At 70.9% G+C, this 26495-nt stretch carries 24 protein-coding genes; 19 read left to right on the plus strand and 5 right to left on the minus strand.

The genetic code is table 11. The annotated features are described in order from the left end of the window. Positions 1–228: 228 nt before the first annotated feature. Entirely contained in the window at positions 229–1605 is a 1377-nt protein-coding gene (locus FBZ83_RS13430) for an ATP-binding protein (RefSeq protein WP_247888291.1), read from the plus strand. Beyond that, complete coding sequence (locus tag FBZ83_RS13435; protein WP_145683604.1) at positions 1602–2249, plus strand: response regulator; 648 nt, start codon at positions 1602–1604, stop codon at positions 2247–2249. The genes FBZ83_RS13430 and FBZ83_RS13435 overlap by 4 nt, the downstream gene beginning before the upstream one ends. Positions 2250–2309: 60 nt before the next feature. Here FBZ83_RS13435 and FBZ83_RS13440 read toward each other — a convergent pair whose 3' ends face one another. After that, entirely contained in the window at positions 2310–4373 is a 2064-nt protein-coding gene (locus FBZ83_RS13440) for a methyl-accepting chemotaxis protein (RefSeq protein ID WP_145683606.1), read from the minus strand. 299 nt (positions 4374–4672) lie between these two features. Between FBZ83_RS13440 and FBZ83_RS13445 the strand changes: the two genes are divergently transcribed. From FBZ83_RS13445 to FBZ83_RS13490, 10 genes are all read left to right on the plus strand, one after another. Then, positions 4673–5641, plus strand: a complete 969-nt coding sequence (locus FBZ83_RS13445) for a helix-turn-helix domain-containing protein (protein ID WP_145683608.1) — start codon at positions 4673–4675, stop codon at positions 5639–5641. Between the two features lie 121 nt (positions 5642–5762). Beyond that, on the plus strand, positions 5763–6377 hold the full coding sequence (locus tag FBZ83_RS13450) for a YbhB/YbcL family Raf kinase inhibitor-like protein (protein ID WP_145683610.1): 615 nt from the start codon (positions 5763–5765) through the stop codon (positions 6375–6377). Between the two features lie 36 nt (positions 6378–6413). Next, complete coding sequence (locus tag FBZ83_RS13455) at positions 6414–7304, plus strand: polysaccharide deacetylase family protein (RefSeq protein WP_145683612.1); 891 nt, start codon at positions 6414–6416, stop codon at positions 7302–7304. A gap of 60 nt (positions 7305–7364) precedes the next feature. Further along, positions 7365–8369: a TRAP transporter substrate-binding protein gene (locus FBZ83_RS13460; protein ID WP_145683614.1), complete on the plus strand. Its 1005-nt coding sequence runs from the start codon at positions 7365–7367 to the stop codon at positions 8367–8369. A gap of 76 nt (positions 8370–8445) precedes the next feature. Next, the gene (locus FBZ83_RS13465; protein ID WP_145683617.1) at positions 8446–8973 is read left to right on the plus strand and encodes a TRAP transporter small permease subunit; all 528 of its coding nucleotides are present in this window, start codon (positions 8446–8448) and stop codon (positions 8971–8973) included. Position 8974: 1 nt separating this feature from the next. Then, positions 8975–10267, plus strand: coding sequence for a TRAP transporter large permease (locus FBZ83_RS13470; protein ID WP_145683619.1), 1293 nt, complete (start codon positions 8975–8977; stop codon positions 10265–10267). Between the two features lie 26 nt (positions 10268–10293). Next, complete coding sequence (locus FBZ83_RS13475) at positions 10294–11100, plus strand: enoyl-CoA hydratase/isomerase family protein (protein ID WP_145683621.1); 807 nt, start codon at positions 10294–10296, stop codon at positions 11098–11100. Beyond that, the gene (locus FBZ83_RS13480; protein ID WP_145683623.1) at positions 11100–12464 is read left to right on the plus strand and encodes an MmgE/PrpD family protein; all 1365 of its coding nucleotides are present in this window, start codon (positions 11100–11102) and stop codon (positions 12462–12464) included. Before FBZ83_RS13475 ends, FBZ83_RS13480 begins: the two co-directional genes overlap by 1 nt. Positions 12465–12474: 10 nt before the next feature. Continuing rightward, positions 12475–13860 (plus strand): phenylacetate--CoA ligase family protein, encoded by a 1386-nt coding sequence (locus FBZ83_RS13485; RefSeq protein ID WP_145683635.1) that lies wholly within the window; start codon positions 12475–12477, stop codon positions 13858–13860. A 1-nt stretch (position 13861) separates the two neighbouring features. Beyond that, the gene (locus FBZ83_RS13490; RefSeq protein ID WP_145683637.1) at positions 13862–15172 is read left to right on the plus strand and encodes an amidase; all 1311 of its coding nucleotides are present in this window, start codon (positions 13862–13864) and stop codon (positions 15170–15172) included. Positions 15173–15206: 34 nt separating this feature from the next. Here FBZ83_RS13490 and FBZ83_RS13495 read toward each other — a convergent pair whose 3' ends face one another. The 3 genes from FBZ83_RS13495 to FBZ83_RS13505 form a co-directional block, all read right to left on the minus strand. Further along, positions 15207–16085, minus strand: coding sequence for a CPBP family intramembrane glutamic endopeptidase (locus FBZ83_RS13495; protein ID WP_145683639.1), 879 nt, complete (start codon positions 16083–16085; stop codon positions 15207–15209). Further along, positions 16082–16753 carry a helix-turn-helix domain-containing protein gene (locus FBZ83_RS13500; RefSeq protein ID WP_145683640.1) on the minus strand — a complete coding sequence of 224 codons (672 nt, stop codon included), beginning with the start codon at positions 16751–16753 and terminating at the stop codon, positions 16082–16084. Before FBZ83_RS13500 ends, FBZ83_RS13495 begins: the two co-directional genes overlap by 4 nt. Positions 16754–17116: 363 nt before the next feature. After that, a complete protein-coding gene (locus tag FBZ83_RS13505; RefSeq protein WP_145683642.1) occupies positions 17117–18145 on the minus strand; it encodes a GlxA family transcriptional regulator in 1029 nt (342 codons plus the stop codon). 119 nt (positions 18146–18264) lie between these two features. Between FBZ83_RS13505 and FBZ83_RS13510 the strand changes: the two genes are divergently transcribed. The 5 genes from FBZ83_RS13510 to FBZ83_RS13530 all read left to right on the plus strand — a co-directional run bounded on the left by FBZ83_RS13510 (position 18265) and on the right by FBZ83_RS13530 (position 23190). Beyond that, positions 18265–19335: an ABC transporter substrate-binding protein gene (locus tag FBZ83_RS13510; RefSeq protein WP_145683645.1), complete on the plus strand. Its 1071-nt coding sequence runs from the start codon at positions 18265–18267 to the stop codon at positions 19333–19335. 26 nt (positions 19336–19361) lie between these two features. Next, positions 19362–20459 (plus strand): ABC transporter ATP-binding protein, encoded by a 1098-nt coding sequence (locus FBZ83_RS13515; protein ID WP_145683647.1) that lies wholly within the window; start codon positions 19362–19364, stop codon positions 20457–20459. A gap of 20 nt (positions 20460–20479) precedes the next feature. Next, a complete protein-coding gene (locus FBZ83_RS13520) occupies positions 20480–21319 on the plus strand; it encodes an ABC transporter permease (protein WP_247888292.1) in 840 nt (279 codons plus the stop codon). Further along, the gene (locus FBZ83_RS13525; protein WP_145683651.1) at positions 21316–22104 is read left to right on the plus strand and encodes an ABC transporter permease; all 789 of its coding nucleotides are present in this window, start codon (positions 21316–21318) and stop codon (positions 22102–22104) included. Before FBZ83_RS13520 ends, FBZ83_RS13525 begins: the two co-directional genes overlap by 4 nt. A 78-nt stretch (positions 22105–22182) precedes the next feature. After that, positions 22183–23190, plus strand: coding sequence for a proline racemase family protein (locus tag FBZ83_RS13530; RefSeq protein WP_247888293.1), 1008 nt, complete (start codon positions 22183–22185; stop codon positions 23188–23190). A gap of 128 nt (positions 23191–23318) precedes the next feature. Here the strand turns inward: FBZ83_RS13530 and FBZ83_RS13535 are convergent, their stop codons facing one another. Continuing rightward, the gene (locus FBZ83_RS13535) at positions 23319–24020 is read right to left on the minus strand and encodes a GntR family transcriptional regulator (RefSeq protein WP_145675297.1); all 702 of its coding nucleotides are present in this window, start codon (positions 24018–24020) and stop codon (positions 23319–23321) included. A gap of 160 nt (positions 24021–24180) precedes the next feature. On the opposite strand from FBZ83_RS13535, the gene FBZ83_RS13540 reads away from it, so the two are divergent. Beyond that, complete coding sequence (locus FBZ83_RS13540) at positions 24181–25053, plus strand: isocitrate lyase/PEP mutase family protein (protein ID WP_145683653.1); 873 nt, start codon at positions 24181–24183, stop codon at positions 25051–25053. Between the two features lie 26 nt (positions 25054–25079). Then, positions 25080–26495, plus strand: a complete 1416-nt coding sequence (leuC, locus tag FBZ83_RS13545; protein WP_145683655.1) for a 3-isopropylmalate dehydratase large subunit — start codon at positions 25080–25082, stop codon at positions 26493–26495.

The following is a 26495-nucleotide window of genomic DNA, read 5'->3' on the forward strand; positions in this document are numbered from 1 at the left end:
GCATGTTCGTCTTGGCGCTTCTCCGGTTCCATTGGACGATACGGGAACGAAACTCTGGCAAGTCGGGCGTGACGGCATCCCGGATGGGACGGGAAAACATCCCGACGCTGCGGCAAAAGGCCGGCCGGCCGCCCTTCCTTGGTCGAAGGACGCATAGCGGGACGACCGGATGTTTCGTTAACATTCCGCCGATGGTCCTATTGGTTCTGTTGGAAGGATCGGACGGCGGTGTCGTTGCGGGTGCGCATGCTGGCCCTGATCGGGCTGTTCCTGGCTCTGCTGGCGGGGGCCGGTGCTGCGGTGATGATCGCCAACGCGCGCGACGCCGTCCGCGCGGAGATGGCCTCCGCCCTTGATCTCGGCGTCGCGGTGGGGCGGGCGGAGGCCGGGCGGGGAGCGGTTCCGGACGCCGTCGCGGCGCTCGACCGGCTGGGCCTGCGCCATCTGCGCTTCGTCGTGGGCGACGCGCCTCCCGAACCCGCCGATGAGGGCGAGCCCGGCCACCCCTCGGTCCCCGGCTGGTTCAGGGCGCTCGTCGGTGTGGCGCCGCAGGCCCAGGCGCTGAGCGGTGGCGATGGGCGCGTCCTGCTGACCGTGGTCGCCGAACCGCAGGACGAGGTGGCCGAGGTCTGGGAGGACATGCGGGACCTCGCCCTGGCGATGCTGCTGGTCGGGCTGCTGCTGCTGGGCGCGGCCTGGGTGGCGGTGGGGCGGGCGCTCGCCCCGCTTGCCCGCATTGAGGCGGCGGTGCGGCGCCTGCGCCAGGGTGTTTACGAACCCGGACCGCGCAACGGCCTCGCCGGCGGTGGCGTGCCGGAACTGGCCCGGCTGGGCACCGGCATCGCCGACTTGGCCGGGGAGCTGGCGGCGGCGGGGCGGGAGAACCGTCGGCTCGGCCAGCGGCTGATCGAGGCGCAGGACCGCGAGCGTCGCGACATCGCCCGCGAGATCCACGATGAGCTGGGGGCGGCGCTGTTCGCCATCAAGGTGGACGCCGGACGCATCCTGCGCTTGAGCGAGGAGCCGAAGCCGGAGGCGACCATCAGCGAGCGGGTGGAGATCGCCGGACGCGCCCGCGCCGTGCTGTCCATGGCCTCGGACGTGCACCGGCTGAGCCGGCGCATCCTGGTCCGCCTGCGCCCGTCCCTGCTCGACCAGCTGCCGTTGGGCGAGGCGCTGTCCGGGCTGATCGACGAGTGGGCGCGGCGGGAGCCGGCGGTGCGCTGGTCGCTGGACGTCGCCGGGGACGATGCGCCGGACGGAATCGACGGGCTGGACGAGGTGCTGCGCCTGACGGTCTTCCGGCTGGCCCAGGAATCGCTGGTCAACGCCCTCCGCCACGCCCGCCCGACCCGCGTGTCGGTGACCGTGCGGCGCCGGGCCGACCAAGTGGAGGTCGTGGTGACCGACGACGGGCCGGGGTTCGCGGAGGGGCAATCCATGGAAACCAACGAGGGCGAGCGCGGTGGATTGGGCATCTCCGGCATGGCGGAGCGGGTGAGGGCGCTGGGCGGCACGCTGCGCATCGGATCGGACAGCGGGCAGGGCACCCGCGTCGCCGCCTGCCTTCCCTGTGCCCCGGCCGGGCTTGAGGGCGTGGCATGACCCCGACCATCCTCCTGGTGGACGACCATCCGGTGGTGCGCGCCGGCTGTCAGAGCCTGCTCGCCGAAGCCAGGCTCGGCCGCGTCGTCGAGGCCGCAGACGTGGCGGCGGCGCTGGCGCTGTGGCGTTCGGAGCGGCCGGACGTGGTCATCCTCGACCTCAACCTGCCCGGCGGCATTGGGGGGAGGGATGGCGGCGGGATGGAGGTTCTGCGGCTGATCCGGGTGGAGAATCCGGCGGTGCCGGTGCTGATCTTCAGCATGCACGAGGACCCGGCCATCGCCGCGCGGGCGCTGAAGGCCGGGGCCAGGGGCTACGTCACCAAGAACGACGCGCCGGAGACGCTGGTGACGGCGGTGCGCTGCGTGCTGGCGGGCCGGGTCCATCTCGACCACGCGCTGGCGCGCGAACTGGCGCTGATGGCGCTGGCCCCGGCCGACGACCCGCTGGCGGTGCTGACCCCGCGCGAGCGGGAGATTCTGGCGCTGGTGGGGCGCGGCCTGACCGCGGCGGCCATCGCCGAGGCGCTGGGCATCAGCCAGAAGACCGTCGCCAACGCCTGCACCCAGATCAAGGACAAGCTGGGCGCCGACAGCACGCGCGCCCTGATCCGCATCGCCATCGACCACGGGCTGGCCGCCTGACGGCTTCCCAATCCCCGGCGCCTCACGGCGGGTTGCTCCCCGCTACTCACGCCTCGCTGCTCACGCCTTGTGGACCCCGGCGATGAAATGGTCGATTTCGCGCGCCAGCGCCTTGGACTGGCCGGCCACCCCGGCGGCGGCGGCGAGGAGCTGGTCGGCGGCGGCGCCGGTGTCGCCCGCCCCGACCCGGATCTCGCCCATGCCGCCGCTGACCTCGCGGGCGCCGTCGGCGGCCTGCAGGACGCTGCGGGCAATGTCGCGGGTGGCGGCGGACTGCTGGTCCACCGCCGCCGCGATGCCGGACGCGATGCGGCTGACCTGCGCGATGGTCTGGCTGATTCCCCGCACCGCATCGACGGCATCGCCCGTCGCGTTGCGGATGCCGTTGATCTGGCCGACGATGTCCTCGGTCGCGCGGGCGGTCTGGTTGGCCAGGCTCTTGACCTCGCCGGCGACCACCGCGAAGCCCTTTCCGGCCTCGCCGGCGCGGGCCGCCTCGATGGTGGCGTTGAGCGCCAGCAGGTTGGTCTGGCCGGCGATGTCGCTGATCAGGCCGACGACGGCGCCGATCCGCTCCGCGCTGTCGGCCAGAACGGCGACGGCGGCGTCGGCGCGCTTCACATCGGCCACCGCCGCCTCGGCGATGCGGGCGGACTCGCCCACCTGCTGCCCGATCTCCTCCACCGAGGCCGACAGCTCCTCGGTCGCGGCGGCGGCGGTCTGCACGTTGTCCGCGGCGGAATGGGCGGACAGCGTCATCCGCTCCGACCGCCCATGGGTCTGCTCGGCAATGCCGGTGAGCGCGCGGGCGGTGGATTCGAGCTGCTGCGCCGCCGACGCCAGCGCCCCGGTCAGGCCGCCCGCCCGCCCCTCGAACCCGCGCTGCAGGTCGAGCAGGGCGGCGGTCCGCGCCTCCCTGGCGCGCCATTCCGCCTCCTGCTGGAGGCCCAGGTCGCGGGCCTGCACCAGCCCCTGCTTGAACACCACGACGGCGCGGGCCATGGCGCCGGCCTCGTCCTTGCGGTCGGCGCCGGGGATGGCGGCGTCCAGATCGCCGGCGGCCAGCCGGTCCATGGCGGCGGTCAGCCCGGCGACCGGCCGGGCGATGCCGTCGCCCACCCGCCACGCCACCAGACCGCCGAGCAGGATGCAGCCCGCCCCGACCAGGATGGTCAGCAGGGTCAGCCGGTTGGCGTCGGCCATCACGCTGGACTGCGGCGCGGCGACCAGGAACGACCACGCGCCGTCGGCGCCGGTGAAGCGCACCGGCGACAGGCGCAGGTAATGTGGGGCACCGCCGAGCGTGACGACGCCGTCATAGGCCCGCCCCTCGGCGATGGCGCGGCGCGCCTCCGCCGGCAGGTCGTCGGCGGTCCGGGAGAGGCGGCCGGCGTCGGGATGGGCCACATAGACCCCGGAGCCGGTGAGCACCGCCGCGTGGCCGTCGCCGTAGGGCTTGACCCGGCGGACCAGATCGGTCAGGCCGCTCAGCGTCAGGTCGACGCCGGCGACGCCGATCACCCGGTCGCCGTCCTTGACCGGTGCGGCGGCGCTGGTCATCAGCGCCTTGGTCAGATCGTCCAGATAGGGTTCGGTCAGCACCGGCTTTCCCGCCGCGGCGGCGGACCGGTAATATTCCTTCTCCTTCACGTCGGCGAAGGGATAGCCCTCGCTGTCGTCGGCCTTCGGGCCGGGCAGCCACAGCAGGCTCATCCGCCCGGTGCCGGGCAGGCCCAGGATCTCGCCGGCGCGGTCCAGCCCGGCGACCTCGCGGTCGCGGCCGTCGAATCCGTCGTCGGCCATGTCGACCCAGACCCCGGCGTAGAGCGGGCCGACCGCCATCAGGCGGTTGAGGTAGCGGTTGACGGTTTCCCGGCGGGGCGCGCCGGTGGAGCGTTCGACCTCCACCAGCGCGGCGGCGGAGCGGGCGTCGGCCAGAGCGGCCGAGATGTCGGCGGCCACCCGCGCGCCGTGGTGGTCGGCGGTTTCGGCCACCAGGGTCGTGACCGCCCGCTCCGCCGCGTCGCGCGACAGGAGCAGGGAGACGGAAGTGACCGCCGCCGCCCCCACGGCCAGAACGGCGGTCATACCGATGATGATCTTGGTTCTGAAACGCCCCTTCATGCCCCCACCCTGTCCGAGCCGCCTCCCTGGATCGGGGGCGGTCGATCATCTTGGCACACCGGACGCGGAACGGCCACGTTCGGCAGGCCCCCGCCGCCGCTCAGGCGAACCAAACGGTGACATTTCCACGGGCGGGAGCGGAAACGCCGGGCGTTCGAGGGGGGAACAACCGGTCCGGCCCGCCTCCGTGCGCCGGCACCCGGCCCGGTGGTCTCACCGGATTTGACGGCGCCTTGTGGCCCAATCCTTGCGTAATTCCGAGACCGAAACGGATTTCGGGCAACGAGGGAGCAGGCCGAATGTCGAGCCACGTGCAGTCCGGCATGGCGATGAAGGGGCGGGACCCGCAGACCGGTTTCCATGCCGCGCGCTACAGCGACGGCGAGATGGCGGCGATTGCCGAGCGCCAGGGTCTGCGGATGCCGCGGTCCATCGCGCAGCTCCACGGCGTGGCGTCGGCGGCCCGCGTCGATCAGAACGTCCGGCTGCTGACCCGCTCCCTCGTGCTCGGCGACCCGATGCTGGTTGCCGTTCAAAAAGGCTACAAGATCATTTCCACGCCATCCGGATGTCTGGAGGTGCACGCCGGCGAGGCCGTCCTGATCGAGGCGGGCGAGGCCATCGACGTGGAGAACGTCCCGGACGGCGACGGCCTCTACCAGGCGCATTGGATCGCCTTCGACAACCGCCTGCTGGGGGCCCTGGACGCCAGGGAAGGCGACGCCAGGGAGGGCGGTGGCGACCGCCGGACGGTGGCCAGCCCGGTGAACGCGCCGAATTCGGAGGTCCAGGAGGTGTTCCTGGACAGCGTGGAGCGTGCCTGCGAAGCGATCCTGAAGGAGTGCGTGGCGCCCGCCGCCGTGGGGCGGCCGCGCGTCATGGAACTGCTGGCCTGGGTGGAGGAGCTGTGCGGCTTCCTTCCGCGCCCCGCCCGCTGCTCGACGACCGGCCGGGTGCGCGCGCTGCTGACCGAGGATCTGGCGGCGCGCTGGACGACCGACCAGCTCGCCCGCCGCCTCGGCCTCAGCGAGGCGACCTTCCGCCGCCGGTTGGCCCAGGAGGGCACCTCGCTGTCGGTCCTGCTGACCGAGATGCGGATGGGGCAGGCGCTGCGGCTCCTCCAGTCCACCGACCTGCCGATCATCCAGGTCGCCTTCTCCGTCGGCTACGAAAGCCCGTCGAAGTTCGCCGGGCGCTTCCGCAGCCGCTTCGGCTTCCCGCCCTCCTCGCTGCGGCTGGCGGCGCCGCCCGCCGTCCCGGCGATGTGACGGCGCATCGGGAGGCGCGCGCCATTTTGAGCAGTCCGGCATCGGGTTTGATCGGCTCGGGACAGCGGGGGGAGGGGAGTGGCCCTAGGCTGGAGGCCGACCACGACGACAGGATGCTTCCATGCCCTTTACCCGGCCAAACGCCCGTCCAGAGCCTCTGTGGGCGCCTCTGCTGGCCGCCGCCCTGACCCTCGGCGCCGTGACCGCCACCGCCCAGGCCCAGAGCCAGCCCCAGGCCAAGCCCTTCGCCCTGACCCTGCCGGGCCACGCCGATGGACGGTTCCAGGCGAAGAACAGCCTTCCGGCGGCCTACGGCTTCGGCTGCGACGGCACCAACCTTTCGCCGGAGATCCGCTGGGACAACGCTCCCGAGGGAACGCGGAGCTTTGTGCTGACCATCCACGACGCCGACGCGCCCACGGGCATCGGCTGGACCCATTGGGTGGTCGCCAACATCCCGGCCGACGCCCGCGTCATTCCGGAGGGCGCCAGCGGCAAGGCCGACCGCCTGCCGGCGGGGGCGTTGGAATCGCGCACCGACTTCGGCGCCCCCGGCTTCGGCGGCCCGTGCCCGCCGCAGGGAACCGAGCATCGCTACACCGTCACCCTCACCGCGCTGGGCCTCCCCACCCTGCCCGCGATGGTGACCGCCGACTCCATGCCGGCCCTGGTCGGCTTCCTGAGCAAGGCCAACGCGCTCGGCGAAGCCAAGACGGTCCTGCTCTACGGGCGGTGACCCCCGATCCCACGATTGCGAAACGGAACGACGGACATGCCTGACCCATCGCCTGAACTGAGTTGGCCGGACGGCCGGACCCTCGCCCTGTCGATCGTCGTCAACGTCGAGGAGGGGGCCGAGATGTCCCTGGCCGACGGCGACAAGAAGCCGGAGCCGGTGGACGAGCTGGGGCTGGCGCTCGGCCTGCCCATCCGCAACTACGTCAACGAAAGCAACTACCAGTACGGCATCCGCGCCGGCGGGCCGCGCGTGCTCGACCTGCTGGAGGACCACGGCATCACGGCGACCTTCACCGCCGCCGCCGTCGCTCTGGAGCGGGCGCCGGAGCTGGCCGGCCGGATCGTCGCCCAGGGACACGAGGTCTGCTCGCACGGCTGGCGCTGGGTCCACCAGTTCTCCTACGACGAGGCGCGTGAACGCGACTTCATCGTCAAGGCCGCCGACGGCATCGAGCGGACGACCGGCCGCCGCCCGGCCGGCTGGCTCAGCCGCTACCTGCACACGCCGCGCACCCGCCGGCTGCTGGTGGAGGAGGGGTTCCTCTATCACATGGACGATGTGTCCGACGACGTGCCGCGCTGGGAGCCGGTGACCATGGCGGACGGCAGCTTGCGGCCGCTGGTCTGCGTCCCCTACGCCATCGACACCAACGACATGAAGTTCTGGACCCACCCCTCCTACACGCCGGAGCAGTGGCTGTCCTACGTCTGCAACAGCTTCGACTGGATGCTGGCGGAATCCCGGCGCAAGGGGCCGCGGATGCTGTCGGTCGGGCTGCACCTGCGCATCATCGGCCGGCCCGGCCGCATCCGGGCGCTGGAGAAGTTTCTCCGCCACGTCGGCAATCATCCGGACGTCTGGATCACCTCGCGGCTCGACATCGCCCGGCGCTTCGCCGCCTGCGTGCCCTGGACGGGCGTCTGAACTCCCCTTTCCCGTGATCGGCCGGCTTCCCGGAACGGCCCCCCATCAAAGGACGACAGGATGCTTCATGCTGTTCTGAAGGCGACCCCCGCCGCGGTTCTGAAGGCCGCCGCCGTCGCGGCGCTCGTTCTGGCCGGCGGCGTCACCGCCCGCGCCGCCACCGTCTGGGACGTTTCGGTGCCCTGGCCGGCGTCCGAGTTCCACACGGTCAACGCCGAGCGCTTCGCCAAGGCCGTGGGCGAGGCGACCAAGGGCCAGGTGACGCTGACCATCCATTCCGGCGGCTCGCTGGGCATCCGGGCCAACGAATCGCTGCGTGCGGTGGAGGACGGGGCGGTGCCGATGGCCGAGGTCGCCGGCTTCCTGAACGTCGGCGACGTGCCGATCCTCGGTCTCGAAGCCATCCCCTTCCTGGTCAAGGACTACGCGGAGCTGCGCCGGCTGCACACGCTCCTGCGCCCGATCTGGGAGGCGGAGCTGGCGAAGCGGAACCAGAAGATCCTCTATGTGGTGCCGTGGCCCAGCCAGAACTTCTTCACCAAGACCCCCATCGCCAAGGTCGCGGACATGAAGGGGGTGCGCATGCGCACCTACGACGCCAACACCACGGCGATGGTCCAGCGTCTGGGCATGGTGCCGCTCCAGCTCGGCAACGCCGAGGTGGTGGCGGCGCTGGCCACCGGCAAGGTCGACGCCGCGATGACCGCCGGCTCCACCGCGGCCGCCCAGAAATACTGGGAGTTCCTGAAATACGGCTTCAACACCAACCATCTCTGGGCGTCGAACCTGATGACCGTCAACCTCGACTCCGGGAAGACGCTGAGCCCGCAGCAGCAGGCCGCCATCGAGGCGGTCGCCGCCGGGCTGGAGCCGGACTTCTGGACGGTCTCGGAGGGCGAGCACACCCGCCGCATGGCGGAGCTCCAGGCGCACGGCATGACCGTCGGGCCGATCGCCCCCGAGCTGCGCAAGGCCCTGGAGGAGGCCACCGCCGACATGACCGCCGACTTCATCCGCAAGGTCGGCGGCCCGTCGGCCGATGTCATCGCGGCCTTCAAAAAGTAAACGCCGCTCCGTCCCGGACGGCGGCACCGGCGTCGCCGCCCGTCCGGGCTTCCCTGTCCCGTCCGGAGGGTTTGTCATGCAGAGCATCATCGGCGTCTTCGACCGGATTCTGTTCGGCGGCGCACTCCTCGCCTGCGCCGCCGCCGCCCTGCTCGCGGTCATGCTGATCTTCGAGGTGGTCACGACCTCCTTCTTCACCTGGTCGCAGCCCTGGGCCATCGAATATTCGGGCTATCTCCTGGCCGTCATCCTGTTCGCCGGATCCGGCTGGGCGCTCGACCAGGAAGCGCACATCCGCGTCTCGCTGCTGACGGCGCGGCTGCCGAAGCGGTTCCAGGCGGCGCTTGAGGGCGTCACGGTGCTGTTCGGCTTCGGCGTCGCGCTGTTCATGGCGGTGGCCACCGCCGAGAACGCCCTGCGCAGCCTCGGCACGGGCTCCGTCAGCGTCTATGTCAGCCACACGCCGCTGGCCTTGCCGCAGGGCTTCCTCGCCCTGTCCATGGCGCTGCTGGCGCTCGGCTTCCTCAACCGGCTTCTGAGGCTCCTGTGCGGCCAGCCGGCCCTGCCGGCGCGCAGCGCCCCGGCCGCCGTGGAGTCCGTCTGAGATGCTCGCTCCCTCCCTGTTCATCGTCCTCGCGCTGGCCGGCCTGCTCGTCTCCGGCCTGTGGGTCGGGATGTCGCTGATGGCCGTCGGCGTCTTCTCCCTCGAACTCTTCCGCGACATGCGGGTGGACCGCTTCCTGGCCTCCGACCTGTGGAGCACCGGGACGGCGCTGGAGCTGGTCACCCTGCCGCTGTTCATCCTGATGGGCGAAGTGCTGTTCCACTCCCGGCTGGCCGAGAACCTGTTCGCCGGGCTCAGCCCCTTCGCCCGGCTGCTGCCGGGGCGGCTGATCCAGGTGAATGTGCTGGCCTCGACGCTGTTCGCCACGGTCTCCGGCTCCTCGGCGGCGACCACCGCCACGGTCGGCCGCATCACCATCCGCGAGCTGGACAAGCGCGGCTATTCGAAGATGCTCAGCTACGGTTCGCTCGCCGGGTCGGGGACGATGGGCTTCCTGATTCCGCCGTCGATCCCGATGATCGTCTACGGCGTGCTGTCGGAGGTCTCGATCCTCGACCTGTTCATCGCCGGCGTCCTGCCGGGATTGCTGCTGGCGGCGCTGTTCTTCGGCTACATCGCGGTGCGGTGCGCGCTCGATCCGTCGCTCGCCCCGGTGGACGAGGCGCGCTTCACGATGGCCGAGCGGGTCCGGGCCATCGGCCAGCTCACCCCGACGGTGCTGCTGATGGCCTTCGTCATCGGCTCGATGCTGGGCGGCTTCGCCTCGATCACCGAGGCGGCGGCGATGGGCGTGCTGGGGGCCGTGATCCTGGTCGCCTGGGAGCGGCAGCTTTCCTGGGCCATGCTCGGCAAGTGCCTGCTGGGCACGGTGAAGACCTGCAGCATGATCGGCCTGATCCTGGCCGGCGCGCTGTTCCTGACCAAGGCCATGGCGCGGTTGGCCATCCCGGGTCAGGTCGCCGGGATGATCGAGGGGCTGCACCTGTCGCCGATGATGCTGGTGCTGCTTCTGCTGGCCTTCTACCTCGTGCTGGGCTGCGTCATCGACGGGCTGTCCACCATCGTCATGACCCTGCCGGTGACGCTGCCGCTGGTCGTCAACGCCGGGCTGGACCCGCTGTGGTTCGGCGTCTTCCTGATCGTGACGATCGAGATGGCCCAGATCACCCCGCCCGTCGGCTTCAACCTGTTCATCCTCAACAGCATGACCGGAAAGTCGATCGCCTGGCTGGCGCGGGCGGCAGCCCCCTTCTGCGCGTTGATGGTTGTCCACGTCGCGCTGATCACCCTCTTTCCGGCGATCGTCACCTGGCTGCCCGCGGCGCTCCGTTGAGGCCCGAACCGACAGGAACCCGAACCATGCCCTCCTCCTTCAGCCCCTCCTCGTTCAACCTCGCCTCGTTCAACCTCGAATGCGACGGGCCCGTCGCCCGCATCACGCTGGACCGGCCCGACAAGCACAACGCGCTCGACCGCGACGCCTGGGTCGCCCTCGGAGAGACGGTCGCGGCGCTGGGGGCCGCGCCGGAGGTCCGTTCCGTGGTGATCGCGGCCCGCGGCGGCCGTGCCTTCTGCTCCGGCGCCGACATCGCGGAGTTCGCGACGGCCTTCGCCACGGCGGACGCGGCGGCGGCCTACGGCGGTGCGATCGCCCACGCGCTGGAAACGGTCGCCGGGTGCCCCAAGCCGGTCATCGCCGAGATCGACGGCGCCTGCGTCGGCGGCGGCTGCGCGTTGGCCATGGCCTGCGACCTCCGCTACGCCAGCGAGCGCAGCCGCTTCGCCATCACCCCGGTGAAGATCGGCGCCGCCTACTCCTACGACGACACCCGCCGTCTGGTCTCGCTGGTCGGGCCGGGGCGCGCCAAGGAGATCCTGTTTTTCGCCGATTTTCTGTCGGCGGAGGAGGCCTGCGCCGCCGGGCTGGTCAACCGGGTGCTGCCCGCTGGCGAACTGCGCGGTTTCGTCGCCGAGCGCGCCGCCCTGGCCGCCCGTCGCTCGCGCAACGCGCTCGGTGTCGCCAAGGCGGTGGTGAACAGCATCGCGGCCGGCGCCCAAACGCCGCCGCCGGAGGTGTCCGCCGCCATCGCCGGGATCTTCGCCTCCGCCGACTTCCGGGAGGGCTACGCGGCCTTCCTGGAGAAGCGCGCGCCGGAGTTCGCGTGATGGGCGCCCCGGCGACCGGGCCGTCGCTGACCGAGGAGCTGCACGGACTGCTGGCGCGGCCCGTCACCGCCGACGACCGGCGGCGCGCCGCCCGCCACGTCCTGGACTGGCTGGCCTGCGCCGTCGGCGGGGCCGCCACCCCGGCCGGGACGGCGCTGCGGGGGCAGGCTGCGCTGGCCGGCGCCGGCGCCTGCACCGTGGTCGGGGTCGACGGTCCCGCCGCCCCGCTCGACGCCGCCTTCATCAACGGCGGGCTCGGCAACATCCTGGAGATGGACGACATCCACCGGACCTCGATCCTGCATCCGGGACCGATCGTCATCCCGGCGGCGCTGGCCGCCGCCCAGGCCTTCGGGCGCCCGGCGGAGGCCTTCCTCGACGCCGTGGTGCGCGGCTACGAGGCGACGATCCGCATCGGCCGCGCCGCCGGGACGCCGCATTACGCCCGCTTCCACGCCACGGCCACCTGCGGCGTCTTCGGGGCGGCCGCCGCCGTCGCCGCCCTGCTGGGTCTGGATCGCGCCGCCACCGTGGCCGCTCTCGGCAACGCCGGGGCGACGGCGGGCGGGTTGTGGCGCTGCCGGCTGGAGCCGGTGATGACCAAGCAGTGGCACAACGCCACCGCCGCCCAGAACGGCCTGCGCGCCGCGGCGGCGGCGCGGGCCGGGCTGACCGGCAGCCGCTTCGTGCTGGAGGGGGCGGAGGGCTTCTTCGAGACGCTCGCCTCCGGCGGCGGCGACCCGTCGCTGGTGCTGGCCGACCCGGACGCCCCCTGGCTGCTCCACGAGACCAGCATCAAGCCCTGGCCGTCCTGCCGCCACAGCCACCCGACCGTCGACGCCGCCCTGCTGGCGCGTGACGCCGGGATCGCGGCCGGGGACATCGACGATCTCCTGGTGGAGAGCTACGGCGACGCCCTGCGCTTCTGCGACCGTCCGGAACCGGCGACTGAGCTGGAGGCGAAGTTCAGCCTGCAGCATGTCGCGGCGGTGTGCCTCGCCTCCGGTCCGCCGGCCCTGGAGGATTTCCGGCCGCAGGCACTGGACCGCGCGCCGGTCGCCGCGCTGCGGCGGCGGGTGCGGGTGGCGCGCTCCGACGCGCTGACCGCGGCCTATCCCGAGCATTACGGCGCCACCCTGACGCTGACCCTGACGACCGGCGAGCGTCGGCGCTTCCACGTCCGCGACGCGCTGGGCGACCCCGAGAATCCGGTGTCCCTGGACACCCTGCGCGGCAAGGCTCTGAGCCTGTTCGCGGCGGGCGGGCTCGACCCCGACCGCGCGGCCGACCTGACGACACGAACGCTGGCGCTCGGCGACGGGGGTTCCCTGGCCGACGTCGCCGCCGGCATCCCGAACCGCTGAGATCCCGACGATGAACTATTTCGACGCGCTCGACCTTCCGACCATCCGCGCCCGCTACCCGCTCGGTCCCGACTTCCTGCGGCGCTACCGCGGCATGAGCCGCGACGAACTGCGCGCCTTCCAGGATCTGCAATTCCGCGAGTTGATGGCCTTCGGCTGGCATGTGCCCTTCTACCGGCGCCTGTGGGGCCGCCACGGCATCGAGCCCGGCGACGTCCGCGGCCTCGACGATCTGGAAAAGCTGCCGACCTACTCCAAGGACGACCTCATGGAGTCGGTGGAGCATTTCCCGCCGCTCGGCGACTTCCACGGGCTGGACGCCCATCCCGACGACGCCCGCCCGCCGCTCGTCTTCCAGACGACCAGCGGCACGACCGGCAAGCCGCAGCCGCTGCTGTTCGGCCCGAAGAGCCGCGAGGTGCAGTCGCTGTTCCTCGGCCGGATCTACGGTCTGCAGGGCATCACGGCGCGCGACGTCGTGCATTCCGTCTACGGCCACGGCATGGTCAACGGCGGCCATTACATCCGCGAGGCGGTGATGCACTGGGTCGGCGCGCCGCTGCTCAGCGCCGGCACCGGGATCGAGACGCGCTCGCTCAACCAGGTGACGCTGATGAAGGCGTTCCGGGCGACCGCCATCGTCGGCTTCGGCGACTACATCAAGCGGCTGGCCGAGGTGGCGATCGAGGCGGGGATCACCCCCGGCGAGGACATCCCGGTCCGCATCATCAGCGGCCATCTCGGCGCGGAGACGGCGGAGGGCATGTCGCGCATCTGGGGCGGCGCCGAGGTCTACGACTGGTACGGCGTCGGCGACACCGGCGCCATCGCCGGCGAGGGGCCGGACCGCTCCGGCCTGCACATCATGGAGGACGGCCAGCTCATCGAGCTGCTGGACGTGGACAGCCACGCGCCGGTGGAGGGCGACGCGCTGGGCGACATCGTCTGCACCTGCCTCTACAAGACGGACGTCTTCCCGATCATCCGCTTCAACACCCACGACGTGACCCGCTTCATCCCCGGCGACAACCCGCTGGGCATCCCGATGCGCCGCATGGCCGGCTTCCTCGGGCGCAGCGACAACATGGTGAAGCTGCGCGGCATCAACATCTACCCGCAGGGCATCGGCTCGGTGCTCACCAGCCAGTTCGCCGACGCCTCCGGCGAATACTACTGCGAGGTCGAGAGCCGCGACGGACGCGACGAGATGTCCGTCGCCGTGGAGACCCGCAGCCAGGACCCCACCCTGGCGGCCCGGATGGAGGAGGAGCTGCGCATGCGGCTGGGGGTCGCCATCGCCATCCGCCTGTGCGCGCCGGGCGACACCGCCGAGGTGACGCAGATCGAGAGGCGGCAGAAGCCGATCCGCCTGATCGACCGGCGCAAGGGGGCCTGACATGCCCGAGCCGCTGTCCCTCCACGCTCCACCCGGCCCCGCGTCCGCCGAACACCGGACGGAGGCCGCGCTGGAGCGCATCACCCGCGAGAACGGGCGGACCCGCATCGTCACCGCCGTCGATGCCCATGGGGCGCTGGCGGCCGCCCGCGCCGCCGACGGGCGGGCCGCGCGCGGCACCCCCCTCGGTCCGCTCGACGGGCGGCTGGTCGCGGTGAAGGACAACCTTGCCGTCCGCGGGCTGCCCTGGACCGCGGGAGTGGGCGCCTACCGCGACCGCATCGCCGACCGTGACGCGGCGGTGGTCGCGGCGCTGCGGCGGGCGGGGGCCGTCCTTCTCGGCACGCTCAACATGCATGAGGGGGCGCTGGGGGCGACCAGCGACAACCCGCATTTCGGGCGCTGCCAGAACCCGTTGCGCGAAGGCTTCACGCCCGGCGGGTCGAGCGGCGGATCGGGCGCCGCCGCCGCCGCCGGCCTGGTCGACGTGGCGCTCGGCACCGACACCATGGGGTCCGTGCGCATTCCCGCCGCCTATTGCGGGACCTACGGGTTGAAGCCCACGGACGGCAGCCTCGACCGCGCCGGGCTGGCCTTCCTGTGCCCGACGCTGGACACGATCGGTCCGGTCGCCGACGACCCGGCGCTGCTGCTGGCTGCGCACGAGGCGATGGCCGGCGTCTCCCGGCCCGCCGTCGTGGCGGAGCCCGCCGCCCTGCGTTTCGCGGTGCCGCGCCAGATCGCCGAGGTGGACAGCGAGCCCTGCGTCCAGGCGGCCCTGCAGATCGCCGTCGAGTGGCTGCGGCGGCGCGGTGCCGTGGTCGAAACGGTCGATCTGGCCGGCTGGGAGCCGTCCCGCGCCCGGCGCGGCGGCCTGCTGCTCATCGAGGCGGAGGCCGCCGCCATCCTGCCCGATCTGCTCGACCCGTCCGTCGCGGGGGTCAGCGCCGACTTCCGCGACTGCCTCGCCTACGGAGCGGGGCTGTCCGCCGCCCGGCTCGTCGACGCGCTGGACCGCATCAAGCGCGCGGGCGACGCCTGCCGAAAGGCCCTCGCGGCTTATGACGGCTTGCTGCTGCCCACGGCGCCGCAGCGGGCCTTTTCCTTCGACGTGGACCCCCCGCCCAATCAGGCCGATTTCACCAGCCTCACCAATTTCGGGGGCTGCCCGGCGGTCGCCATGCCCGTCGCCGGGCAGCCGGGGCAGTTGCCGGCGTCGGTGCAGATCATCGGCACACCCTATTCGGAGGCCCTGCTGTGCGCTCTGGCTCGGATGTGGGGGGCGGACACCAAAGCGGCGGAAGGCTCATAAGCTCTGGTCCGGCCTCCGTCTGATCGCTGCCCGCTCACTCCGGCCGCAAAGTCGCCTGGGGAATGCGGGGCATCCCACCCGGACGGGGCTTTCCGAAGAAAAAGCCCGGATCGGCGATGATCAGGGCCGCGGTCAGCGCGACGAGAAGCCCCGTCTGGATCACCTTGGTGTCCGGGTGGGTCTGGAACATCTCGTTGAACAGCCCCGCGCTCAGATGGAAGACGATGACGACCGGAATGCTGCGGTTCGACCGGTAATAGAGCCAGTTCATGATCAGCACGAACGGGATGAGGCTCAGCGCGAAGTTCAGCGCGTGAATCCAGCCGGTTTCGGCGACCTGCGCCTGGTAATAGTGAGCGACCATGCCGAGCGGCGCGTGCCAGACGGTCCAATAGAGGGCGAAGACGATCGAGGTCCAGAACAGCGACATGCTGCGCCGGAGGCAGTCGGTCCCGTAGGAATGCCAGCTCAACTCCTCGATGATCGGGGCCAGGAGCAGGGGAAACCAGCCCGGCAGGATGCCGGCGGAAAAGGACGCGTTGGCCGCAAGGCGGAATTGATCGGTGCTGTAGCCGAGCAGCAGAGACAGGGCCTGCGCCAGAAGGATGCTGCCGAGCATGATGCCCGCGCCCAGCGTCGCGAGGCGCAACTGCCGCCGGTCGGGCCGGACCAGACGGCGGTGCAGGTCGTCGCGCAGAACCGGGTCGGTCCGCGTCAGCCGCCACGCGGTGAGGAACGGAAGGAGCAACCCCAGCAGCAGAAGCGCCGCCACGGCGGTCAGGCCGGCGCGGCCGATTCCCTCCTGATGGCTCAGCCACGCCGCGCCGCCCCAGGCCGTCCATGGGCCCAGCGTGGCGAGGGAATAGAAGGCCCAGGGACGGTCGTAGCGTTGAATGATCGCGTCGTCGCTCATGACGGGCCCTTTCCCGACCCGGCCGTGCCCGGTGCGGCTCCGGCCAGGACGGCCAGAAACGCCGAGACGAGGCTGTCCGGCCGCGCGCCGAGCGCCCGTTCGGTCAGGCGCAGCGTCGCCATCAGACGCATGCCGTGCTCGTCCGGTGACCAGCCGAAGCGCGGGTTTCCGAGCAGAAGGGCCTGACCGGCGAGAATGAACTGTATGGTCGACAGCGGGTCCTCGACGGCGAAGTCGCCGGTTTCGCAGCCGCGGTCGATCACACCGGCGAGCAGCGGACCGATCTTGCGGACCAGCGCGATGTTGGCCCGCTCCTGCAGTTCGACGTTGTCGGGGTGATCGAGCGCCTGAGTCAGCGGCGCGTTGTCCGTTTCCACCGCTTTCAGCGCGGCCAATGCGAGGACCAGCGTTTCACACGGCGGGCCTTCGTGCCCCGCGATGACCCGCTCGACGTTTTCGGCCATGGCCGTCACCGCCGCCTCCGCCATGCGCGCCAGCAGGTCCCGCATGGACTGGAAGTGGAGATAGAAGGTGCCCTTGGCGATGCCGGCCTCGCGGGCGATCTGATCGACCGACACCGCACCGGCGCCATGCTGGCGGAACAGCCGGGCGGCGGCGCTGAGGATTTCGACGGACCGGACCTCGGAAGGCTTGCTCGTGCGTGGCATGATAGGCACCTCAATTATGACTGACCGTCAGTCATTACCGCGACCGCGGTCGCATTGCCAAGATGATTCGCAGGGCTGGCCGTGCTTGATCGTCTTTCCGCCCACGCGAAGACCGATGTCGGGCAAGGCGGGCCGACCCGCCGCTCCTGTCGGTGGCCCTTTCGGTCGCGGGCGGCATGGTGGGCTGCGCGTCCACAACCCGGGTGCCGGCGATTTCGCCGAGCGATCGCGGGCAGATCTTTGAAAAGTTCTGCCGGTCGTCCAACGTCAACCGCCTTTGCCGTGCGGTTGCCCCAGGTGGCCGCGACGCCGAATGCGGTTCGCCTCAGCCCTGCCGAATGCCGGGTGTCCTGAACGGCCGCCTCACGCGCCGTCGCTCTTGCCCTTGCGCGCCCGGCTGGGCATCTCGCCGAACTGGGTCTTGAAATCGCGCGAGAAATGGGCGGCATCGGCGAAACCGCAGTCGAAGGCGATCTCGGTGATCGTGCGGCGTGTGTGCTCCAGCAGCCAGCGGCCGTAATCCAGCCGCAGCCGGCGCTGAAAGGCCGACGGCGAGATTCCCAGCGTCGCCTGGAAGGAGCGTTCGAGCTGCCGGGCGCTGACCCCGACATAGCGGGCGATGGCCTCGACCGAGGGCGGGGAGTCCAGACGCTGCTCGATGAAATGCGTCGCCTGACGGACGCGGGCGTCGGTCACGCCGTCGAGGTTGGCGTAGAAATGGGCCTGCGGCAGCGCGCCGGGGCGGATGTCCTGCAGCATCATGTGGCGGACGGCCTGCCGCGCCTTCTGCCCGCCGCAGTGCCGTCCGACGAGATAGAGGCCGAGGTCGATGGCCGCCGTCGATCCGGCGCAGGTGATCAGGTCGCCCTCGTCGATGAAGAGATGGTCCACCGAGGCGTTGGCGGACGGGAAGCGCTCACGGAAGGTGTCCAGCACGTTCCAATGGACGCAGACGCGGCGCGTCCCGACGAGGCCGGCGCGCGCGATGGCGAAGGTGCCCGTGCAGATGCCGAGAAGCCGCACCCGCTGCGCCGCCACCGCGCGCAGATAGGCGGTCACCGGCCCCGGCACCTCGTTCCGGTAATCATTGCCGCCGCACACCGCCACATAGTCGAAGGGCGCCGGGGCGAGCAGGTCGCTGTTGGGCGTCACCAGCACGCCGCAGCTGGACTGGCGCGGCTGCCCGCCGACGCTCATCACCGTCCAGCTCGCGTCGATCTGCCGGCTGCGCCCTCCGGGGTCGGCGGCGAGCCGGAGCGCGTCGATCAACCCGGAGAAGGCGGTCAGCGTGAACTGATCGAGCAGCACGAAGCCGATGCGCAACCGGGGATCGGCGGAGGGCGGGGCGTCGCGGTCGGGGGCGTCCGTCGTGTCGGGTCTGGGCGTCGGCATGTCGGAAATATTCAAGGATTCGGCAGCATTCTTCTATCGGAAAATACGTCGGAACAATTAGCTTTCGAACGAACCACGGCTCTGACGCCCGCTGGACCGACACCACGAAGGAACCGGTCATGACCCATACGCGCGCCGCCACCCGCACCGTCTCACGCTTTGCCGCCCTGACCGCCGTCCTGGCGGCCGGGGTCTCCCTGTACGCCCTGCCGGCCGCGGCCCAGGGCGAAATCCGCGTCGCTTGGTACGGCGGCAACTGGGGCGAGGCGTTCCGCACCTGCGTCGCGGAGCCCTTCACCAAGGCGACCGGCGTCCGCGTCGTTCCGGAGATCGGCACCTCGACCGTGACCTTCGCCAAGCTGCAGCAGCAGAAGGACGCGCCGACGCTCGACGTCGCCTACATGGACGGCGGCATCAGCGAAATGGCGCAGGCGGCGGGCGTGCTGGAGGCCATCGACCCGACGGGCGTGCCGAACCTGGCGAAGGCGTTGCCGGAGGCGATCTACAAGGCGGACAAGTCGATCTTCGCCGTGGGGTCCGGCTACTACTCGCTCGGCCTGACCTACAACACCAAGGAGATCAAGACCCCGCCGACCTCGTGGAACGATCTGTGGAAGCCGGAGTTCGCGGACACGGTGACGATCCCGTCGCCGGCCAACTCCTCCGGTGTGCCCTTCGTCATGTTCCTGAACCGCATGTGGGGCAACCCGCCGGGCGACCTGTCCAAGACGTTTGAGAAGCTGAAGACGCTGAAGACCGCGCTCTACTTCGACAGCTCGGGGGCGGCGAGCAACGCCTACCAGAGCGGCGAGGCGATCATCGGCGCGCATTTCAACGTCGGCGCCTGGGATCTGGCCGACAAGGGCCTGCCCATCGGCTTCGCCGTCCCGAAGGAAGGCGTCTGGGCCACCGACGCCCGCCTGCATCTGGTCAAGAACGCCCCGCACAAGGCCGACGCCCAGCGCTTCATCGACACCGCCCTGACCCCGGAAGCGTCGGCCTGTCTGGCGGAGAAGCTCTATCTCGGCCCGGCGGTGCAGGGCGTGTCCGTGTCGCCGGACGTCGAGCGCAAGCTTCCCTGGGGCGTCGGCGGGTCGGTCAAGAACCTCCAGCTCTTCAACTGGGCGGACATCAACCGCGACCGCGCGGCGATCACCGACGCCTGGAACCGCGAACTCGCCCGCCAGTGAACCGCAGCCAGCCGGGGAGCCCCTCCATGTCCGCGACGCCCAAGCCCGACGCCCTGCTCTCCATCCGCTCCATCGACAAGCATTTCGGCACATACCATGCGCTGAGGGACGTGTCGCTGGATGTGGCCCATGGCGAGTTCGTCGCCCTGCTGGGGCCGAGCGGCTGCGGCAAGACGACCCTGCTGCGCTGCATCGCCGGCTTCCTCTCCCCCGATTCCGGGGCCATCCGGATCGGCGGAGAGGACGTGACGCGGCTGCCGCCGCACCGGCGCCCGCTGAACACGGTGTTCCAGCACTACGCCCTGTTCCCGCATCTGAGCATCCTCGACAACGTGGCCTACGGGCCGCGCCGCCACGGGGTGCCGCGGGGCGAGGCGCTGGAGCGCGCCCGCGAGGCGCTGGAGCTGGTCGGGCTGGACTCCGCGGCGGGACGCCATCCGCGGGAGCTGTCGGGTGGCCAGCAGCAGCGCGTCGCGCTGGCGCGGGCCTTCGTCAACCGCCCGAAGCTCCTCCTGCTCGACGAGCCGCTGAGCGCGCTCGACCTGAAGCTGCGCAAGCGGATGCAGATCGAGCTGAAGCATCTCCAGGAGAAGCTCGGCATCGCCTTCGTGTTCGTGACCCACGACCAGGAGGAGGCGATGAGCATGGCGAACCGCATCGTCGTCATGAACCGCGGCGTGATCGAACAGGTGGGCGACGGTCGGGCCATCTACACCCGCCCGGCCAGCCGCTTCGTCGCCGACTTCATCGGCGAGGCCAACCTGCTGCCGGGAACGGCGGAGGGCGACGCCGGGGTGCGGCTGGCGGTGGGATCGGCTCTGCTGCCCCATCTCGGGGCCGACACGCGGCAGCGCTACACCGCGGTGCTGCGGCCCGAGCATGTGGAGTTGCTGAAGGAGCCGGAGGCGCCGGGTCTGATCACCGACCAGGGCTTCGTCGAGGACGTCATCGACACCGGCGGGCAGACCGTCGTGACGGTGCGCGTCGGCGAGCATCTGCTGGCCAGCCGCCGGCTGGGCATGGCGGGGGAGGGGCTGAATCCGGGGGCGCCGGTTTTCGTCGGCTTCCGTCCGGGCCACGTCCACATCATCGCCGAACCGGCCACCCACCGGTCCGGACCATGAGCACGACCATGAGTGCCGCCATGAACCGAGCCTTGCCCCTGCTGGCGGCCCCGGTCGCCTTCTTCGCCGCCTTCTTCGCCGTCCCGATGATCGTGGTCGTGTCGTCCAGCCTGATGGCAGGCGGCGTGCCGTCGCTGGGCAACTACGCGCGGGTGCTGTTCGACCAGTATCACTGGGATGTGCTGGCGGCGACCTTCCGCATCGCCGGGCTGACCACGGTGGCCTGCGCGCTGCTCGGCTATCCGCTGGCCTATTATCTGGTGCGGGTGGTCAAGTCGCGGGCATTGCGGCGGACCTGCGTCATCCTGCTGGTGCTGCCGCTGTTCACCAGCAACATCGTCCGCTCCTTCGGCTGGATGGTGCTGCTGGGACGCAACGGCCTCGTCAACGACGCGCTGGTCGGGGTCGGCATCCTGGACCGCCCGATGCGCTTCCTCGGCACCGAGCTGGGCATCGTGATCGGGCTGGTCTACATCCTGCTGCCCTTCATCGTGCTGGCCGTCGGCAACGCGCTGGCCGCGGTGGACCCGGCGCTGGAGGACGCCTCCTCCGACCTCGGCGCCACGCCCTTCGACACCTTCCGGACGGTCACCTTTCCGCTCTGCCTGCCGGGGCTGATGTCGGGGATCGTCATGGTCTTCACCCTGGCGGTCAGCGCCTACGTCACGCCGGCCCTGCTGAGCGGCGGCAAGATCACGGTCTTCCCCATGCTGATCTTCCAGCAGTACAGCACGGTCTTCGACGTGAATTACGGCGGCGCGCTCAGCATCACGCTGCTGGTCATGACGCTGGTCCTGGTCGGTCTGGCCGGCTGGATCGGCAACGCCGGGGCCAGCGCAACGGGGAGGAAAGCCCAATGATCGCCCGGCTTCTTCTGCGGGTGGTGTCCTGGTCGGTCATGGCCTACCTGATCCTGCCGCTCCTGGTCATCGTCGGGTCCTCCTTCACCGCCACCAGCTACCTCGCCTTCCCGCCGCAGGGGCTGACGCTCGACTGGTACGGGCGGATGCTCGGCGACGGCTCCTATCTGGCGGCTTTCGGCACCAGCACCCTGCTGGCCCTGGTCGCCACGGCGGCGGCCCTGCTGCTCGGCGTTCCGGCGGCGCTGGCCATCGCCCGCTGCGAATTTCCGGGCAAGAAGTTCCTGCTGTCGCTGCTGATGTCGCCGCTGGTCCTGCCGCACGTCGTGCTGGGCGCCGCCCTGCTGCAATACTGCGCGGCGCTGGGCCTGATGCGCAGCTTCACGGCGCTGCTGGTCGGGCACATCGTCATCATCATGCCCTTCGTCCTGCGCTCCGTCCTGCCGCAGCTGACCCCGGAGCAGCGGGCGCTGGAGGAGGCCTCCGCCGACCTGGGCGCCCGCCCGATGGAGACCTTCTTCCTCGTTACGCTGCCGCAGATCCGCAGCGGCCTGGCGAGCGGCGCGATCTTCGCCTTCATCTCCTCCTGGATCAACGTCGAGCTGAGCATCTTCAACACCACGGCGGAGATGACGACCATCCCGGTCAAGCTCTTCAACTACGTCCAATACACGATCGACCCGGTCATCGCCGCGGTGTCCTCCATCACCATCGGCGTGGCGGCCCTGGCGATCATCATCCTCGACCTCACCGTCGGGCTGCATCTTCTGTCGGACCGGCGCTGACCGCCGGTCCCGGCACCCCCCGCTTCATCCCCCCGATCCAACACTGAATCCGATCCACGAAAGGGTCCTTCCATGCGCATGCAAGACGCATTCGATGTCCTGTACACCCACACCGAGGGCGAGCCGCTCTGCATCATCCACAGCGGCATCCCCTATCCGGCCGGTTCCAGCATCCTGGAGAAGCGCCAGTTCCTGGAGACCCATTACGACTGGCTGCGCGAAGCCCTGATGCGCGAGCCGCGCGGCCACAAGGACATGTTCGGCGTCTTCCTGACCCCGCCGTCCGGCCCGGACTACGACGCCGGCCTGATCTACATCGACGGCACCCAGTATTCGCACATGTGCGGCCACGGCACGATCGCCGTCGCCATGGCGATGGTCGCCAACGGCCTCGTCCGCCGCGGCGAGAACGGGCGCACCACCATCCGCTTCGAAACCACCGCCGGCCTCGTCGTCGCCGAGGTGGCCCATGAGGGCGACCGGGTGCTGTGGACCAAGTTCGAGAACGTCCCGGCCTACGTCGCCGCGCAGGACGTCGCGTTCGAGCTGCCGGAGATCGGCCCGCTGAAGGCCGACATCGTGTGGGGCGGCAACTATTTCGGCATCATCGACCTGACCGGCACGTCGCTGCGCATCGGGGCGGAGAACGGCACCGCCCTGTCGCATTACGGCATCCTGGCGCGCGAGCAACTCCGCCAGAAGGTGGCGATCCAGCACCCGGCCTCGGCGCACATCAACAACTTCAACTTTGTGACCTTCTGGCACGAGCCGACCATCGAGGGCGCCTTCTACAAGAACGTCCACGTCTTCAGCGCCGGCCAGCTCGACCGCTCGCCGGGCGGCACCGGCACCAGCGCGATGATGGCGATGTTCGAGGCGCGCGGGAAGATGGCGATCGGCGACACCATCCGCTCCGAGGGCCTGCTCGGCACCGGCACCTTCGAGGGCAGCCTGCTCGGCGAGACTCGCCTGAACGGCGTGCGCGCCGTGCGCCCGACCGTCAAGGGCACGGCCAGCATCCTCGGCACCGCCCGCTGGGTCATCGACCGCAACGATCCGGTCGGCGCCGGCTTCCTGGTCGCCTGACCGACCGCTCTTAGTAGCGTCCTGACCTTTGTCCCGGCGTCCCTTGAGGGCGCCGGGACCTTTGTGCTGCGTTGATCGGGGCGATCCATCTCCCCGTATCGGCGTGTCATCGTTGTATACAATGACTCTCACTCTGTCTTCGGGACCGTGAAGACGGCCCGCCCGGCGCGCACATGCGCGCGCATCACTGACGACGCCCATTCCCCGTCGCGGGCGGTCAGGGCCTCGACGATCTCGCGGTGGTGGTTCATGCTGCGGGCGAGGTCGCGCCGGCTGTAGCGGGCGAAGGTCCGCAGAACCAGCGGCATCTCCACCACCTGCCGGATCATCTGGCCTAGGCGCCGATCCCCGGCGATGTCGATCAACAGGCCGTGAAAGCGGTCGTTCAGCGGCGTGATGCGTGAGAAGTCCACCGCGTCGCCGTCCCCCACGACCGCCTCCATCGCGTCGCACAGCGCCCCCAGCTCCGCCAGATGCTGGGGCTCCGCGCGGCTGGCCGCGAGACCGGCCACTTGGCTTTCCAGCGTCGCGCGCAGCCCGAAAATCTCGTCGAGGTCCTGGATCGTCCAGGCGTTCACCTTGGCGCCCAGATTGGGCACGAGCTGAAGCAGCCCGTCGGCGGACAGGCGGCGCAGGGCCTCCCGCACCGGGGTGCGGCTGACCCCGGTCAACTCGGCCAGTTCCTGCTCGCGCAGATGGGCGCCCGGCGGCCAGCGGCTGGCCAGGATGCCTTCCCGGATGAAGCGGTAGGCGCGGTCGGCGGCGCGGTTCGAGCCACCGCTCGATCCGTTGTCCCATTGGGGCGCCAGAGCCCCGGCGCTGTCCGCCATGCTGACCTCCCTTGCCCTTCTGTTCGGCGCCCGAACTTTACGGGTTGCGTTGTATACAATGACGCATTATGTTCGTGGGCACAACAAATCAATCGCCCGCTTCCGGTGCGCCCTGTTGGACGCCGCCGGCGGACGCGGCGGCGAGGGAGGGATACAACCGGTGACGACACCCGCACAACGCCTGAAAACGGCGCTGGAGGCTCCCGGCCTTCACCTGATGCCCTGCTGTTTCGACGCGCTGTCGGCGCGGCTGATCGAGCAGGCCGGTTTCCGCGTCAGCTTGATGAGCGGCTTCGCCGTCTCGGCCACCCGGCTGGGGATGCCCGACACCGGGCTGATCTCCTTCGCCGAGATGCTGGACCAGCTCCGCAACGTCTGTCAGGCGGCCCCCGGCCTGCTGGTGATCGGCGACGGCGACACTGGCTACGGCAACGCCATGAACGTGCAGCGCACCGTGCGCGACTACGCCCGCGCTGGGGCCGCCGCCGTCCTGATCGAGGATCAGGTCAGCCCCAAGCGTTGCGGCCACACCAAGGGCAAGCAGGTCGTCGGGCGGGCCGAGGCGCGCATGAAGATCCGCGCCGCCGTCGACGCCGCCCGCTCGGGGTCCGACGACATCCTGATCCTGGCGCGGACGGACGCGCGCGCCGTGCACGGCTTCGACGCGGCGCTGGAGCGCTGCCAGGATTTCGTGGAGGAGGGCGCCGACATCATCTTCATGGAGGCTCCGCACGACGCGGCGGAAATGGCCGCCTTCTGCGCCGGCATCGACCGGCCGGCCATGGCGAACATGGTGCGCGGCGGCCAGACACCGATTCTGCCGCCGCACGAGTTGGAGGCGCTGGGCTTCAAGCTCGCCGCCTATCCGCTGACCCTGATGTCGGCGGCCATCGACGCCATGCGCACCGCCCTGGCCGCGGTGGCGGACGGGCGGGAGGGCCACGTGGCCCAGGCCGATTTCGAGGCGCTGAAAACCCTTGTCGGCTTCCCCGACTATTACGAGCGGGAACAGGCCTACCGGGCCGCCGAATGACGGGCCGAATGACGGGAGGCAACGCCATGACCACGCCGCGTTCCATCATCGACAAGATCTGGGACCAGCACGTCGTCGCCGATCTGGGCGACGGGCGGGTGCTGCTCCACATCGACCGCCACATGCTGCACGAGGTCACCAGCCCGCAGGCCTACGCCGGGCTTGCCGCCGCCGGGCGCCGGCTGCGCCGCCCCGACCTGACCTTCGCGACGGCGGACCACATCGTCTCCACCGAGAACGGCCGCACCGACGACACGGTGCCGGGCGGGCCGGAGATGATCCGCGCCCTGCGCGCCAACGCCGAGGCCACCGGCGTCGCGCTGTTCGACCTCGGCGACATCCGCCAGGGCATCGTGCATGTGATCGCGCCGGAACTGGGGATCGCCCTGCCGGGCGCCACCCTGGTCTGCGGCGACAGCCACACCAGCACGGTCGGCGCCCTGGGCGCCATGGCCTGGGGCATCGGCACGTCGGAGGTCGAGCATGTCATGGCGACGCAGACCGCCATCCTGCGCCGCCCGCCGACCATGCGCATCACCGTCACCGGCACCCGCCCGGCGGGCGTGTCGGCCAAGGACATGGTGCTGAAGCTGATCGCCACCATCGGCACCGCCGGGGCAACGGGCTACGGCGTCGAATACGCCGGTCCGGCCATCCGCGCGCTCTCCATGGAAGAGCGGATGACCGTCTGCAACATGTCGGTGGAGCTGGGCGCGCGCTTCGGCCTGATCGCGCCCGACGAGGTGACCTTCGCCTATCTCCAGGGGCGGCCCTTCGCTCCGGCGGGCGACCTGTGGGAACAGGCGGTGGACGCGTGGCGCGCCCTGGCGAGCGATCCTGGTGCCCGCTTCGACGCCGAGATCGAACTGGACGTCTCCGGCCTCACGCCGCAGGTGTCCTGGGGCACCAGCCCGCAGGACTGCATCGGCGTCGGCGAGACCGTTCCCGATCCGGAGCGCGAGGCCGACCCCAAGCGCCGGCAGGCGATGCGCCGGGCGCTCGACTACATCGGGCTGGAGCCGGGGACGCCGATCCGCGATCTGCCGGTGGACATGGTCTTCATCGGCTCCTGCACCAACAGCCGCATCGAGGATTTGCGGGCCGCCGCCGCCGTTCTGAAGGGCCGCCGGGTCGCCGCCGGCCTGCGCGCGCTGGTCGTTCCGGGCTCCGGCCAAGTGCGGCGGCAGGCCGAGGCGGAGGGGCTGGACCGGGTGTTCACCGCCGCCGGCTTCGAATGGCGGGAGCCGGGCTGTTCGATGTGCGCCGGGATGAACGCCGACCGGGTGCCGCCGGGCAAGCGCTGCGTCGCCACCTCCAACCGCAATTTCGAAGGCCGCCAGGGGCCGGGGGCGCGCACCCACCTCGCCAGCCCGGCCACCGCGGCGGCGGCGGCCGTGGCCGGCCGCATCGTCGATGTCCGCAGCCTGGAAGGGAGCGCCTGA

The sequence above is a fragment of the Azospirillum brasilense genome (assembly GCF_007827815.1).
Taxonomy (GTDB): Bacteria; Pseudomonadota; Alphaproteobacteria; order Azospirillales; family Azospirillaceae; genus Azospirillum; species Azospirillum brasilense_C.